This window comes from Mycobacterium sp. IDUB_37 (genome assembly GCF_055419245.1).
This window is the reverse complement of the sequence record NZ_JBVAXG010000002.1, coordinates 295714-309218: the sequence shown is the minus strand read 5'-3', so window position 1 is coordinate 309218 and position 13505 is coordinate 295714. Positions and strand designations below refer to the sequence as shown.

Here is a 13505-nt window from a genome sequence, read left to right as displayed (position 1 = left end):
ATCACCTCACCACGTAGAGCAGTGCGAAGATCAACACCCACAGGAAATCCACTGTGTGCCAATAGGTTGCGCAGGTTTCGACGAGCACCTGCGATTCCTGCGACCCCCGCCGTGCACCCCGGAGTCGGTACACGACGACACCGAGTGCGACGAATCCGATCAGCAGGTGAACGAAGTGGATCCCGGTGAGGAAGAAGTAATACGTGAAGAAGTCGCTACTGTCCGGGCCATTTCCTTCGTGCACCAGGCGGGTCCATTCAAACACTTTGAGTAGTAGGAAGACTGCCGCGAACCCGGCCGTGAGGAAGACGTCGCGAAGGGCCGCCCGATGGGCACCGGCCCGAGCGGACTGAACGCAGCGCGCCACCGACCAGGAACTCAACAGCAAGACCAGGGTATTGAAAACACCGATGCGTAGGTCCAAATGTGTTTGAGCACTTGAGAAGATCTCGGGACTCTTGGTCCGATAGAACAGGTAGAAGCCGAAATATCCGGTGAACACCAGCGATTCGAACAAGACGAAGGCCCACATGTCCGGCTGCCCCGGCACGAACTTCGCGCGCTTGGCCTTCTCGTCGAGGTCGGTCATGACGCCGTCGCCAGTTTCGCTGCTCGTCTGGAAGCCACGGCGGGCAGCGGCCCCGTGCCGAAGTCTTCGCGCCGGATCATCTGAAAAAGCATGACGATGAAAGTGACTTGGTAGACGCCGAATACGACCATGTCCAGCCACCATGCGATCTGACCATTCCACGCCAACACGCCACGCCGGAAGATCCAGCAGGGCGCGACGACAACCTCGGTGAGCGCATTGCACAGGTTGAGATAGCCGAACCACTTGGGAAACACCCGGTTCTTGTCGATCAGGATCGCGACCATCCAGATCAGCGACCCGATGAGGAACACTCCCATGGTTCCGTCGAAGGACAAGAAGGCGAAGTCGTACAGCCAACCGAGCGCTTCGGGGTTTCGCGCGGGGCGCAGCGTTCCGACGATCAGCGCGATGCACAGCAACAGCAGGCCGGGAACCGCACTGAACGAGTAGATGAGCAGGTACGTGTAGCCGAAGGCGCGGCTTACCGACATGCGACGCATCGAATACGCAATGAGGGCATTATTTATCGCGGTAATGCCGGTGACGGCGAAGATGATGCCGAAGCCCACTGGAATACCGAGGTGGCGTTCGAAGAACCAATGCGCCTGGGTCGCAAGGTCCCAGGTGGGCTGCGGTGGGGGCTGGACCTGCGCCACCACGAAGAACACCGGAAAGAAGAGATTGTAGAAGACGACCATGGCCCACCACGCGATCCACAACTCGCGCTTGGGGTTGTGCCGCAGGTGCCAGGCGATCCGGCGATGCAGTGGGCCGGCGGGAGGGCCGTCCGCCAACTCCGGCGGGTCCGCGACGGTACTCATGCGCCGTCCAGTTCTACTGCGATTCCATGGATTTCGGCACGTTCCCGATACACCGCCTGCCCCAGAACGATGCCCATCACGACAACCCAGACGCCGATCGCGATGTTCTTCACCCAGAACGACAACACGCCGTCCCACGCCAGCGGCCCCGACAATGACACACCGACGAAGGCCGCCGGCACGAGCGCGGCGGCAACGAGCAGGTTGAAGTGCGCCACCCACCGGCTGAAGATCGGCCGCGACGGATCGTCGAAATAGATTGCCAGGGCCAGGATCACACTCTGCCCGATCAGAAAGGGAACCAAGATGGTGAAGGTGATCCACGCGAAATCGTTGAGCAACTGCGTCAGCTCCGCACTGCGTTCCGGCCTGAAAGCAGCCAGCAGCCAGCAGACGTCGGCGACGAGGAACAAGGTGGGACCGCCGGCCACACAGCCCAACATCGCGTACGAGAAGATCGGCGTGCGATGTGCCATCCGCCTGATCTGCAACACGATCAGCGTCAGAATCGGGACGAGGCACACGCCGAACCAGTTGAACACGATCATGCTGTAACGGATCTGGGGAATGTGGGCCGGATCGCGGTAGAACGCGGCGACCTGTTCCGCCGACATCGTGGGTGACATCGGCGGGTTGAAGCCCGGGAACAACAAGAAGGCGGCGATCCAGATGATCACCGTGACGGGCAACGTCCACAGCAAGATCAGCTCGCCATCGACCTGTCTGCGCGCGGGTGGCGCCGTCACCACGCTGTCATCGATGTCGGCCATCGGCTGCTCCTTCGCGCACATGGCTGGGCCCGTCAGCGAAACTAGCCGATCGGCTATTCCAGGTCAATAGCCGATCGGCTAGGCTCCCCGATGTGGTCGATATGACGCCCCGGAGTCAGTTCCGGTTCATTGCGCGCAGTGCCGCGCAGACTCGCATTCTCGACGCCGCCTTGAGGTTGATCGCCGAGCACGGAGTCGGCGGCACCTCGCTGCAGATGATCGCCGACGCCATCGGTGTCACCAAAGCGGCTGTGTACCACCAGTTCAAGACCAAAGAACAGATAATTGTCGCGCTCACCGAACGCGAACTCGGCGGGCTCGAAGAGGCGCTGGAAGCCGCCGAGGCCCACGATCACAGCACCGCCGCGCGCGAGGTGCTGCTTGGCAGGGTCATCGACATGGCCATCGAAAGACGTGGCGCGGCAAGCACGCTGCAGTTCGATCCGGTCGTCGTGCGACTGCTGGCCGAGCAGGCACAGTTCCAGCAGTTCATTGCGCGGCTCTACGGCGTTCTGGTCGACGACACTGCCGAGGACGCACGCGTGTCAGCGGCGATGCTGTCGGGTGCAATCGCGGTGGGAGTCGTGCACCCCCTGGTGGCCGACATCGACGATGAGACACTGCGGGCCCAACTGCTCCGGATCACCCGCCGCCTCTTCGACGCGAACTAGTCAGGTCAAGTCGATCGCATTCTGTCAGTTCCATTTTCACAGCTCCGCCGCTCAGCTACCGTTCTCATATGAACACCCTCGCGCGCTTCGCTGTCGCAGCGCTCATGGTCAGCAACGGTTTCGGATTGGCATGCGCCGCCACCGCTCACGCAGATGATGACGTTCCCTGGCCATTCGTGGGATACCACTGGTGCCCGGGCAATCCCTTCAACGCCGCGGCTTGGGGACCACAGTGGGATGGCACAACCTGCCACGACGCACACCATCGAGACATGGACGGCACCATCCATAACCGGGATTACTTTGGCCCCAGCCCCTTTCAGGACTGGCCCAATATTCCCAACACCCGGCCCTGATTCGGGTTACGTGTCCCCGCGCTCCCAAACCTTCTTGCCGTCATGGGGATTGCACACGAGGAACAAGCCATCGGGCGCCTGCGCCACGTAGTACTCGGGATACTCCACGCACGAGGAGCTCTCCTGCTTGATACCGGCCATCGGCGGCGACCGGAACCATCGCGGCTCATATCTGCGCGGTGACCCGCAGAACATCAGCCGACCGGGTTCGGTAGCGAAGGAGACGTAGTAGTCGGCCGTGCCGAACACGTAGTAGGTGGTGTTATCGCACGGCGCGCCGAGCACAACGTGGCCGGCGATCCCCGGTGTGCAGTCGGGGTAATCGCAGGTAGCCGGATCTGCAGCAGCCTGCGGCGCCACCACCCCGCCGAGGCCAAGCAATGCGGCGACCGCTACCAAAATGAATCGCACCAGCTTAATTTGCCACAGCTGGAAAGAAAATTCATTACCTTGGCCATAGCTGGTAAGAAAATTCTCCCATTCGGAGAAGGCGTCACATCGGTCACCGCGCCGCGGGCATCATCCCTGGGCGGTGATAATGTGACTCACTCGTAGTTGCGGGCGAGGAGGTGATTCATGCCGCCGCGCGAATCTTCAGCCGATGCGCTGGACATGGAGGGCGCTGCTGGTCCTTCTGCGCCGCCCCAAGCAAGCGATCTCGCCGAGATGGACGCCCGCGCCGAAGCCGCCCGGGCCCGTGCGGTCAAGCTGCGCAAGCAGGCTGAGGCCGCCTCGCAAGATCCTGCGGATCCTGCCGACCAACCGGTCGAACTGGAAGTCGAGTCGACTCCAAGGCGCCGACGACGGCCCCAGCTGTCACGCCGAAAGGCCAGCTTCATGGCCGCGGCGGTGCTGGTCAGCGTCGCGGCCCTGAGCGGCAGCGGCTACCTGGGCTGGCGTCATCACCACGTCATTCAGCAAAGTCAGCGCTCCGCGGAATTCGCGACGGCAGCCCGCAACGCTGTTCTGAAGATGATGTCGATCGACGGGAACAAGGCCCGCGACGACGTGCAACGTTTCGCCGACGAAACGACGGGGCAATTCAAGGCCGGCGTATTGATGGGAGCCGAGGACCTGGTCAGGGCCCTCGAAGAGTCAAAGGTCGTCGCCAAGGCCACCGTGCAGGCCGTAGGCGTGCAGTCGATGACCGAGGATTCTGCGACTGTCCTGGTCGCGGCGAAGTCTGAACTCACCAAAGCTGACCAGCCGAAGCCCGAACTGCGTAACTGGCGCCTCGTCGTCAACATCGAGCGAGACGGCGGAAAACTGAAAGTTTCGAAAGTCGAGTTCGTCCCGTGACGGTCGATGAAACACCGACTCGAGTGCCGGCCGAACGTCCCCGGACAGACGAGCGTTGGACACGTCGACTGCTGGCACGCTGGCGCCTCATCCTGGTGGTGATTCTGGTCGTCAGCACGACCGGATACGCGGTCAACTACTTCTTCTCTACATACCGCGCGGATATGGAGACGGATCGGTCAGTCACACATGAGGTGATCAAGGCGGCAAGCGATGGCGCCGTAGCGCTACTGTCCTATTCGCCAGACACACTCAGCCGCGATCTCGCCAACGCCAAGTCTCGGGTCACCGAGAACTACCTGCCCTATTACCAGCAATTTGCCGACCAGATCGTGGGACCGTCGACACAGCGGGCACAGGTCACCAGCACCGCCACGGTCGTCAAGGCCGCGGTATCCGAACTGCAACCGAATTCAGCGGTCGTACTTGTTTTCGTCAAACAGAAAACCGCGAGCAAGGAAAAGCCCGAACCGGTAGTGACATCGAACAGCCTTCGGGTTACGTTGAAAAAGATCAACGGTTCGTGGCTAATCGAGAAATTCGATGGCGTATGACCGCACAAAGCTTTCTCGAGAATCGGACATTGATCACGACGACAGTGTTAATATCCGTGTTTCGCTGGAAATAGTCGGTTTGCAAGCCGGGCTGCGATCCAGTTCGTAGCGCGTCGAGGAGCAGCAACACATGATGCGTCCGATAAGTGCGGCGGCAATTGCAACGCTGACTGCCGCCGGCCTGGTCACAGGAGTGGGGATGGCTCCCACCGCACTGGCATATGACCCTTCCATCAACGGGACATACACCGCGACCCAGATCGGCGACTGGGCCAAGACGAGGCAGGTCTACCAAAACGAGGACGTGGTTCGCAGCACCTGGAGAATCAGCACATCGTGCTCCACCGCCCAGGACTGCACCGGCCAGGTAGTCAGCGATCAGGGCTGGACCGCACCGCTCACGATGCATGATGGGCTCACCTGGTACCTGAAACGCGAGATCCCGAACTGGGAAACGTGCGCAGACGGCACCTCGTACGCGGGCCACGACAATATCTATTTCTATCCGGCGAACCCGGAGACTGGCGAAAACACGCTTGGCTCACCAGTTTTAGCCGGACGCGAAAAAACAGTCGCCGCGAGCGGAGGCTGCGGATACAACTCCCCGCTGGTCATCGAACAGCCCTTCAGGCTGGACAGGATCGGCTGACCCAACCAGCCTGACCATCAGATGGCGAACATGTCCTTCCACGTTTTGGGCGCCTTCGAAGCGACCAGATCAGTCTGCCGATAAACCTGACCATCGGGGGCGATGTAGCTCCCGGTCTCCGGACTGTACTGCGCAAACGCCAGGGAGGGACCTGATGCTCCTCCGGGTAGTGCATTGTGGCCGAAGGCACTTGGCGCCGCGTTAGGCACGTCGGCAGCCGGCGCCGGCGCCGGCGCGGGCTCAGGCATGGGGGCTGGGGCGGGCGGAGGGGCTTGCCCGGCGGGCAGGTCGAGTGGCGCGATCGCCGCTACCTGCCCCATCGGCGCCTGGGTAGTCACCCCTGGCGCTACCGGTGCGCCTGCGGGCGGAGGCACCGCTTGGGCAGGCATGGGTGTGCCGTCCACTGGCCCGAAAATTCGTTCCCTGTTCCAGTTAACGCGATCGTCGGGCGGGATGCCTTGTGCGAGCAGGTTCGGGTCCAGCGGGTAGGTACCGAACGCATGCTGCCTCATCGCCAGCGGCATGAAAGGTTTGTCACTGTCACAGATTTCGACGGTGGGCGCGCGCTTGCCGGGGTGTCCCTGGCAGGGATAATTGCGCGCGCCACGCACCCCGATCGGTGAATCTTGCGGCAGCTTGCAGTACAGCCCGTCCGGTGTGTCCAACGTTGTGGTGTCGGCCGGCGAACGCCACTGGCTCGGTGGCAGGAAGCCAACCGTGCAGGCGGGCGGGTCGCTGAGGATGAGATTGAAAGCGCCCACAGCCAATCCGGTCGGGGACTTGGTTCCCAGGAACGACTGAATCGCGGCGGTGAAAGGCGGCAGCAACACCAAAACTTGTTCCAGCGAGGCATGGTACGTCACACCGATCTGGCCGATCGTGGTGAGGTTGGCCAGCAGCACCGGCAACGTCGGCTTGATTTGGTCAAGCAGCCTCGACGCCTCATTGAGTGCGCCCGGCCCATTCTCCAGCAGGGTGCGAATCTGAGGATCATTGGTCGCCAATTGCCCTGTCACTCCGGCAAGGCTGCGGGCCCATCGCCGAATGCCATCAGCAGTCTGCGCTTGGCTGTCCAACAGTCGCCCGCTGTCTTCGGTCAGCGTCCGCGCCTGTTCGGAGACGCCGTTGAGGTCCCCCGAAATCTGCGCTGACGAGTCGAACAGCGAACCGAAATCGTAACTGGCGCCGTTGAATGCCTTGAACGACTCGTCGAGCAGTTTGGTGAGCTTGCCCTGCGGAATGCTGTTGAGCAGTGCACTGGTTTGGTCGAGCACCGGGCCGATCGGCTGCGGCAACTTCGTGTCTTTCAACGAGATTACCGAGCCGTCGTGCAGATAGGGCCCTGAATCGGTTCGTGGCCGCAGGTCCACGTACTGTTCGCCCACTGCGGAGATGCTGCGTATCTCAGCTTCCAGGTCTGCGGGTATATTCGGCGAGTTATCAAGCCGCATAATGGCTTTCGCACCGTGAGCGGTGAGTTCGACGCTCGTCACCTTGCCGATTTGTACGCCGCGGTAGGTCACATTGCTGAAGCGATAGAGGTTGCCGGTTTCCTTCATCTCCAGTGTGACGGTCATCTTGCCGATGCCGAGCAATGTCGGCGCCTGGATGTAGAAGATGACCATCACGAACAGACCGATGATTCCCACGATCGTGAAAACCACAAGTTGGATTCGGATGAATCGGGTGAGCATTACCCACCTCCCTCAGTCGGAGCGACCGCGGGCGGCAACCCGCTGGGCGGCAGTGCCCCCTGGTCGGCGGGCGGCACTGCACCTGTCGGCGGGCCCGGCGCGGCGGCCGGCGGAGGAGGCAGCGCCAGCCCTGGGTTTCCGGCCGGTGGCGGCCCGGGCAGATATGACCCTGGTGCGCCCGGTGCCCCGTATCGGAACTGCAGGTACTCCGGCTCACCTGCTGCAGGAACCATTTCCGCGCCCAGCCGTTCCCAGTGGGTACCGCGCAGGATGCTCTTGCGGAGTCCGGCGTTGGTCATATCGATAATGAAGGTCCCGTTGACGTAGTCGCCTCGGATATAACGGTCGATGAAGCCCTGGGTGAACGGGAACGTCGGCGCGTAGGCAAGGGCCTGATCGAGATCCGGACCGATATCGGCGAGCGCTTTAATGGTCGGCTCGAGGTTCTTGAGGTTGTTGACCAAGTCCGATCCTGCGTCATTGACCAGTCTGGTCGCAGTGTCGCTGAACGTCCCGAGCTTGCTCAACGCACTCGTGATGCGGGGCCGCTCCCGATTGAGCACATCCAGCGCCGGCGGAATCTTGTTGAGTGCCTCGGTGATTACATCGCGCTGCCCGGCCAACGTCCCGGAGAGGCGGTTCAGGGCGTCGATTGATGCCACGAGATTGTCACGCTGTTGATCGAAGGTCCCGACGAATTTGTCGAGCCGGTTCAGCAGGTCGCGAACATCACCCGCACGCCCGGATAGCGCGGTGTTGAAGTTGTTGATGATGTCGCCGATCTGCCCCAACCCGCCGGCGTTGAGGACCACCGACAACGACGACAACGTCTGCTCGGTTGAGGGATAGGTCGACGACCGGTTGAGCGGAATGGTGGCGTTCGGCTTCAACTTATCGCTGCTCGGCGCTTGGTCAAGCGGAGTGTTCAGGGCCAGATGCATGGATCCCAGCAGACTGGTCTGTCCTACGCTCGCCACCACGTTGGCCGGTATTGACACGCCCGGCTCCACCGAGATCTCGACGTCGGCATGCCAGCCACGTACCGCGAGATTGCGAATGCTGCCAACAATGACGTCGCTCATCATCACCGGCGAATTCGCTTCCAGCGTACCCACATTAGCGATCTCGACGTGATAGGTACTGGAGCCCGAACCACGCCCCACTGCCCCTGGCAGCGGCAGCGAGTTCATGCCGCTGAACGCACAACCTGTCGCGGTGAGCATCACGCAGATCCCGATGCCCAGCGTTCTCCGGAGGTTGCGCACTGCGTGCCGGGCGGTCATGGCTCGGCTCATGGCGAAGGCCTTTCCGCGGGCAGTAGGAGTTCCGGCACGCTCTGCGGTGCCGGTCCCGGTGCGGGCGGCACACTCGGCGGCGGGGGTTCCGGCATTGCCGCCCCAGGTATCCGTCCCGGCGGACCGGGCGGCGGTGGCGCTTCAGGAACGTCGCCGGGCAGCCCGGTGTACGCGGACACAGCCGGGGGCAATTCCGGTGGCACGGGTTTCGGACCTTCCCCCCCGGGCGCGAGCCGTTGCTCCGTGTAAATGACGTTTTTCGGGTCGAAGGCCGGCGCCAGGATCGGGTTGATCGGGATCGGGAAGTAGTTGAAGTTGAAGAAGGTCAACGGGTTGAACACCTTGAGCGCTGGGCTCAGGTACAACCCGCACAACTTGCCCGTCTCGACCGAGGTGACGTTCTCCAAAGCTCCGAATTGCGAGCAGAGCGCCCAGCTGGGATTGCTGAAGTTCTGCAGTCCTACCCCGCCACGCACGTTACCCACGTCTGGGTCGTAGTCGTTGTAGGCGTTGGCAAGTGCGTTCGGCGCTACGTGCAGCACGTTCTGTAGCGCCATCTTGTTGTCGACGAGAATCTGGGTGAGGTCAGCCAGTCGAGTGATCTGTTCAGCGGTCTGGTCACGGCTGCCTTCGATGAAGCGCTGCACCTCTCCGACCGCGCTGGAAAGGTCGGTCAGCGCCGCGTCCAAATTGGTTTTATTGTCGTCGAGCACGCTGGTGAGGGTGGCCAGCCGATCGTTGAACTGCACCAACTGAACGTTGCTGTCCCGCAAGGCACCAACAAATGTCTGCAAGTTCTTGATGATGTCGACGACGTTGCCGCTGCCGTTGGCGAAGGTCCGCGCCAGGGCCGAGAGTTGCCTCAGCGTCTCGCGCAACTTATCACCGTTGCCGCCAAGCGCGTCGGCGGCGGCGTCGATGAACTTCGCCACCGACGGCGTCGAGACTCGACTGTTGGGCCCGAAATCGTTTGCCAACTTCAGCAATTGGTCTTTGATCTCGTCCCATTCGACCGGTGTCGCCGTTCGGTCGACCGGTATCACCGCGCCGTCCCCCATGGTGGCACCGGTGGACCGGTAGGCAGGAGTGAGCTGAACGTAGCGAGCCGCCACCAGGTTCTGGGCGACGATCACGGCTTTCGCGTCCGCCGGAATGGAGATTCCGCGATCGACGTGCATCACCAGCCTGGCCTGAGTTCCGGCGGGCTCGATCGCCTCGATCGTGCCGACCTTCAGACCCGACACTCGCACATCGTCACCGGGATAGATCGCCGTAGCGGTGTGGAAGTAAGCGGTGATCGTGGTCGGGCGGAAGAAGGTGTTGCGGATCGCCACTCCGCCGCCGATCAGGACGAGCGCGGCCAGCACGATCGTCAGGACGATCCGCAGTGGTCTGCGTGGAATGGCGTCGAGTCGGCTCATCGCGACCCTCCCGGGTTCATATTGAACGGGAACGGGAGCAATGCGCGCGGCCCGGCGTTGTCCGGCGGTTGCCCCGGCGCTCCGTAGGCGCGGAAACCGAAGGCGTAGTCGAGGAACCACTGAAAGAATTGCAGGGTCAACAGGTTCGGGATGAACGGGTTGTAGTAGAACCCGCTGGACACCGTCTCGCCCTGGGTCAGCTCGAATTTCGCGAGACCCGGTATCGCCTTGCCGAGGTTGTCGCGGTTTGATTCCAACATCGCGGTCACGGAGTTCAACTTCGTCAGCGTCGGCGCTAACTTGGCCTCATTATCGTGCACCAGGCCGGAAAGTTGCTTGGCCACAGCCGAAGTGCTGGCGAGGAGTCGGACGATTGCCTGCCGACGATCCACCAGCATGGAAAGCAGATCGTCGGCGTTGAGGATCAGGGTGTTCAGTTGCTGACTGCGTTCGGAGAGGATGTGCGTGACATCGGCAGCGCCCTTGAGCAATTGACTCAACGTCTGATTACGGCTATTGAGCGTTGACGAGAGGCGGCTCACCCCGTCGAACGTCGGACCCAGTTGCGGCGCAATCTGGTTCAGCGTGTTCGACAGCGTGTCGAGGGACTGGTTGAGGGTGTCGGTGTTGGTTCCCTGGATGTCTGTCGAAAGGTCGCCGACGGCCTCGGACAGCGAATAAGGGGAGGAGGTTCGCGACAGCGGGATCACCGACCTGGGTGCCAGATTGCCGGCACCCGCGGATTCGACCGTGAGTACTCGCTGTCCCAACAGCGAACCGGTCCTGATGTGAGCGGTACTCGCCGACCCGAGTTGTACTGCACCTTTAACGGTGAATGTCACCAGAACGTCGCCGTTCTGCAGCGACATGTCCGACACGCTGCCGACTTTTGTCCCGGAGACCAGCACGTCGTTGCCGCCCAACAGGCCACCGGTATCGGCGAACACCGCCTGGTAGCGAACATTGGTGGCGCGCTGTATCAGTTGATCGGGGGACAACCCGACGGCAATGACAAGCACTATCAGCACAACCCCGATAAAGCCGGGTCGGATGAGGCGAGCTCCGCGGTATTTAAGCATCGGGTTCGGCGCACCTTCCGGTCACCTGGTGGGTGACGCCCACCTCCACCGTTCGATACTGCAGATCCGACACGCGCAACGACAATCCGCAGAGGTAGTAGGGGAACCAGGCACCGTACGAGCCGAGCCTGGTCAGCTTGCGATAGTTGTTCGGCAACTTCTTCAGTGACACATCAATGAGGTCTTTGTCTTTATCTAGCAGTGGGGCAAGCCGATTCAGCTGGTCAATGGTGCCCGCCAACGGCGCACGGGCGCGGGTGAGCAGATCCGCGATCGAGGCGGTTCCGTTGTCCAACGCGGTGATAGCGGCGCCGATCGTGTCCCGGTCCGCCGATAGTCCAGTGATCAGGCGCTCGATTCGGTCGATCGCGCCGGAGAATTTGGTTCCCTCCGCATTGACGGTGGCTACTACGGTATTCAGGTTGTCGATCAGGGCCTGCACCGTTTGGCCGTTGTCGGCCAACGTGTTCGAAAACGATGACGTCTTGGCGAGCAGCGACTGCAGCGTGCCGCCCTCGCCCTGGAAGACCTCGATGAGCGATGCGCTGAGCGCATTGACGTCTTCTGCCTTCAGGCCCTTGGTAACGGGCTTCAGCCCACCCAGCAGCAGATCGAGGTCGAGGGCCGGCGCCGTGCGATCGATCGGGATCTCCGCGCCGCCCGCCAGCGCCTGGGTGGAGCCGGGACCGTCGAGCAACTCGAGGTAGCGATCGCCGACCAGGTTGAGGTAGCGAACAACAGCCCGGGTGCCGCCATTGAGCACAACGCTACGGTTAGCGTCAAATTTCACGAGGACCTTTTTGTCCGAACGCAATTCGACACTGTTGACCGTACCGACCCGGACACCGGCGACCCGCACCGTCTGCCCCTCTTTGAGACGCGATACGTCGGTGAACACCGCGGAATAGTCTGTCGACGAACCGGTTTGGTATTGCCCGAAGATGAAGAACAACGAAATGGTCAGCAGCACCATGACCAGCGCGAAAGCGCCGAACTTGAAGATCATCCCGCGTGAGCCGGTCATCCGGGTTGTCCAACCTGGAACGTGTTGCGCGGCGGTCCGTCGATCGGCCCGTACAACAGTTGCTTCAGCGCATCAGAGTTCAGCAGCAATTGCTGGTTGCCGTACTGCTGCGGATTGGCACCGACGTCGGCCACCACGAAGGGCGGCGCAACGTCATAGGGCACCACCGGCAGATTTTGACACTGCGGGCCGCCGGTCGCAGCGACCTTCGGGAGGTTGCCTGGGTACCGGTAGCGTTCGGCGCCAAAACCGATATACACCAGTACCTTAATTGTGGGCTCGGGCAAGTTTGGCGAATGCAGGTTGACCAAGGAGCCGGCTAGACCGCACCACAGCGCCTCGTGGTACTCGTTCGTCAAATTCGTTGTCGGTAAGAGCAAATGCAGTGAGTCGGTCAGCCCCTGCCGGTTCCCGCCGATCACCTCGTTACCGATGTCCGCCAGGCCGATCGAGCTGATCAGGAAAGCATCTAGGTTCTGTTGTTCTTCGACGATCGACTTGCTGATCCTGATCGTGTTCTCGGCCGTCCTGACCAAATCTGGTGCGGCATCGGCGTAGGCGTTGCTCACTATCGGCAGGACCGAGAGGTCGTGGTTCAACGTCGGCAGGGCCGGATCCTGCTTGGCCAGAAACGCATCCAGGTCGGACAGCGCCTGGCCGATCTTGTGTCCGCGGCCGTTCACCGCCGCCGCCAGCGCCCCCAAGGTCTCGTTGAGCTTGGCGGGATCGATATTCGACAGCAAGCTCGTGAGCTGTTGGAAGACGGTGTTGACCTCGACCGTGACGCCCTTGCCTTCCAGCACCTGATGGGGTTGCAGGCTCTGCTGGGACGGTTGCTCAGGCGGTAACAACTCGACGAATTTGGCACCGAAGACCGTCGTCGACGCGATGTCCACAAGCACATTGCGCGGAATGAGATGAATCTGCGAAGGCTGCATCGCAAGGTGCAGAACGGCCTGACCGTTCGGTCGCTCTTCGATGGACTCGACCTTGCCCACCACCACGCCGCGCATCTTCACTTTGGCTTCTGGATTCATCACCAGGCCGGCCCGCGGCGATACGACAGTGACAGGCACGCTGTCGGTGAAATCACTTCGGAACAAACCGATTGCGACGGCGACGATGGCGAGGATCACGACGACTGTCGCCAGGCCCATCAGTGGGCGGGTGTAGCTGCGGGGCTTCGGTCGACCATGATGGTGGGAGCGGCCCCTGGTGCTTGGGCCATGGCGGCCCGACGGCACATTTGCAGTCACTGAACTGTTTCCTCCTCTCGCATC

At 61.8% G+C, this 13505-nt stretch carries 15 protein-coding genes; 5 read left to right on the top strand and 10 right to left on the bottom strand.

Going from position 1 to position 13505, the window contains the following annotated elements:
• Position 1: 1 nt before the first annotated feature.
• From ACZY1I_RS08025 to ACZY1I_RS08015, 3 genes are read right to left on the bottom strand one after another with little or no spacing between them, the layout of a single operon-like run.
• The gene (locus ACZY1I_RS08025) at positions 2–589 is read right to left on the bottom strand and encodes a cytochrome c oxidase subunit 3 family protein (protein ID WP_463753821.1); all 588 of its coding nucleotides are present in this window, start codon (positions 587–589) and stop codon (positions 2–4) included.
• Positions 586–1413 (bottom strand): hypothetical protein, encoded by an 828-nt coding sequence (locus ACZY1I_RS08020; RefSeq protein WP_463753820.1) that lies wholly within the window; start codon positions 1411–1413, stop codon positions 586–588. Before ACZY1I_RS08020 ends, ACZY1I_RS08025 begins: the two co-directional genes overlap by 4 nt.
• A complete protein-coding gene (locus ACZY1I_RS08015) occupies positions 1410–2183 on the bottom strand; it encodes a hypothetical protein (RefSeq protein ID WP_463753819.1) in 774 nt (257 codons plus the stop codon). Before ACZY1I_RS08015 ends, ACZY1I_RS08020 begins: the two co-directional genes overlap by 4 nt.
• Before the next feature lie 101 nt (positions 2184–2284).
• Between ACZY1I_RS08015 and ACZY1I_RS08010 the strand changes: the two genes are divergently transcribed.
• Positions 2285–2854: a TetR/AcrR family transcriptional regulator gene (locus ACZY1I_RS08010; protein WP_463753818.1), complete on the top strand. Its 570-nt coding sequence runs from the start codon at positions 2285–2287 to the stop codon at positions 2852–2854.
• A 68-nt stretch (positions 2855–2922) separates the two neighbouring features.
• Positions 2923–3210, top strand: coding sequence for a hypothetical protein (locus tag ACZY1I_RS08005; protein ID WP_463753817.1), 288 nt, complete (start codon positions 2923–2925; stop codon positions 3208–3210).
• A gap of 6 nt (positions 3211–3216) precedes the next feature.
• Here the strand turns inward: ACZY1I_RS08005 and ACZY1I_RS08000 are convergent, their stop codons facing one another.
• Entirely contained in the window at positions 3217–3621 is a 405-nt protein-coding gene (locus ACZY1I_RS08000; protein WP_463753816.1) for a hypothetical protein, read from the bottom strand.
• Positions 3622–3786: 165 nt separating this feature from the next.
• Here ACZY1I_RS08000 and ACZY1I_RS07995 point away from each other — a divergent pair, with 165 nt between their 5' ends.
• The 3 genes from ACZY1I_RS07995 to ACZY1I_RS07985 all read left to right on the top strand — a co-directional run bounded on the left by ACZY1I_RS07995 (position 3787) and on the right by ACZY1I_RS07985 (position 5712).
• A complete protein-coding gene (locus tag ACZY1I_RS07995; protein ID WP_463753815.1) occupies positions 3787–4509 on the top strand; it encodes a hypothetical protein in 723 nt (240 codons plus the stop codon).
• Positions 4506–5063, top strand: a complete 558-nt coding sequence (locus tag ACZY1I_RS07990) for a twin-arginine translocation pathway signal (RefSeq protein WP_463753814.1) — start codon at positions 4506–4508, stop codon at positions 5061–5063. The genes ACZY1I_RS07995 and ACZY1I_RS07990 overlap by 4 nt, the downstream gene beginning before the upstream one ends.
• Positions 5064–5262: 199 nt before the next feature.
• Positions 5263–5712, top strand: coding sequence for an Rv2253/PknI dimerization domain-containing protein (locus tag ACZY1I_RS07985; protein ID WP_463753813.1), 450 nt, complete (start codon positions 5263–5265; stop codon positions 5710–5712).
• A 17-nt stretch (positions 5713–5729) separates the two neighbouring features.
• Here ACZY1I_RS07985 and ACZY1I_RS07980 read toward each other — a convergent pair whose 3' ends face one another.
• From ACZY1I_RS07980 to ACZY1I_RS07955, 6 genes are read right to left on the bottom strand one after another with little or no spacing between them, the layout of a single operon-like run.
• The gene (locus tag ACZY1I_RS07980; RefSeq protein ID WP_463753811.1) at positions 5730–7406 is read right to left on the bottom strand and encodes an MCE family protein; all 1677 of its coding nucleotides are present in this window, start codon (positions 7404–7406) and stop codon (positions 5730–5732) included.
• Positions 7406–8701, bottom strand: coding sequence for an MCE family protein (locus ACZY1I_RS07975; protein ID WP_463753810.1), 1296 nt, complete (start codon positions 8699–8701; stop codon positions 7406–7408). Before ACZY1I_RS07975 ends, ACZY1I_RS07980 begins: the two co-directional genes overlap by 1 nt.
• Entirely contained in the window at positions 8698–10122 is a 1425-nt protein-coding gene (locus tag ACZY1I_RS07970) for an MCE family protein (RefSeq protein WP_463753809.1), read from the bottom strand. The genes ACZY1I_RS07975 and ACZY1I_RS07970 overlap by 4 nt, the downstream gene beginning before the upstream one ends.
• Positions 10119–11201, bottom strand: coding sequence for an MCE family protein (locus ACZY1I_RS07965; RefSeq protein ID WP_463753808.1), 1083 nt, complete (start codon positions 11199–11201; stop codon positions 10119–10121). The genes ACZY1I_RS07970 and ACZY1I_RS07965 overlap by 4 nt, the downstream gene beginning before the upstream one ends.
• A complete protein-coding gene (locus ACZY1I_RS07960; protein WP_463753807.1) occupies positions 11194–12225 on the bottom strand; it encodes an MCE family protein in 1032 nt (343 codons plus the stop codon). Before ACZY1I_RS07960 ends, ACZY1I_RS07965 begins: the two co-directional genes overlap by 8 nt.
• On the bottom strand, positions 12222–13481 hold the full coding sequence (locus ACZY1I_RS07955; RefSeq protein ID WP_463753806.1) for an MCE family protein: 1260 nt from the start codon (positions 13479–13481) through the stop codon (positions 12222–12224). The genes ACZY1I_RS07960 and ACZY1I_RS07955 overlap by 4 nt, the downstream gene beginning before the upstream one ends.
• Between the last annotated feature and the right edge of the window lie 24 nt (positions 13482–13505).

Coding starts and splice junctions, on each gene's coding strand:
- ACZY1I_RS08025 (WP_463753821.1), bottom strand. CDS start 589: ATGACCGACCTCGACGAGAAGGCCAAGCGCGCGAAGTTCGTGCCGGGG.
- ACZY1I_RS08020 (WP_463753820.1), bottom strand. CDS start 1,413: ATGAGTACCGTCGCGGACCCGCCGGAGTTGGCGGACGGCCCTCCCGCC.
- ACZY1I_RS08015 (WP_463753819.1), bottom strand. CDS start 2,183: ATGGCCGACATCGATGACAGCGTGGTGACGGCGCCACCCGCGCGCAGA.
- ACZY1I_RS08010 (WP_463753818.1), top strand. CDS start 2,285: ATGACGCCCCGGAGTCAGTTCCGGTTCATTGCGCGCAGTGCCGCGCAG.
- ACZY1I_RS08005 (WP_463753817.1), top strand. CDS start 2,923: ATGAACACCCTCGCGCGCTTCGCTGTCGCAGCGCTCATGGTCAGCAAC.
- ACZY1I_RS07995 (WP_463753815.1), top strand. CDS start 3,787: ATGCCGCCGCGCGAATCTTCAGCCGATGCGCTGGACATGGAGGGCGCT.
- ACZY1I_RS07985 (WP_463753813.1), top strand. CDS start 5,263: ATGGCTCCCACCGCACTGGCATATGACCCTTCCATCAACGGGACATAC.
- ACZY1I_RS07980 (WP_463753811.1), bottom strand. CDS start 7,406: ATGCTCACCCGATTCATCCGAATCCAACTTGTGGTTTTCACGATCGTG.
- ACZY1I_RS07975 (WP_463753810.1), bottom strand. CDS start 8,701: ATGAGCCGAGCCATGACCGCCCGGCACGCAGTGCGCAACCTCCGGAGA.
- ACZY1I_RS07970 (WP_463753809.1), bottom strand. CDS start 10,122: ATGAGCCGACTCGACGCCATTCCACGCAGACCACTGCGGATCGTCCTG.
- ACZY1I_RS07965 (WP_463753808.1), bottom strand. CDS start 11,201: ATGCTTAAATACCGCGGAGCTCGCCTCATCCGACCCGGCTTTATCGGG.
- ACZY1I_RS07960 (WP_463753807.1), bottom strand. CDS start 12,225: ATGACCGGCTCACGCGGGATGATCTTCAAGTTCGGCGCTTTCGCGCTG.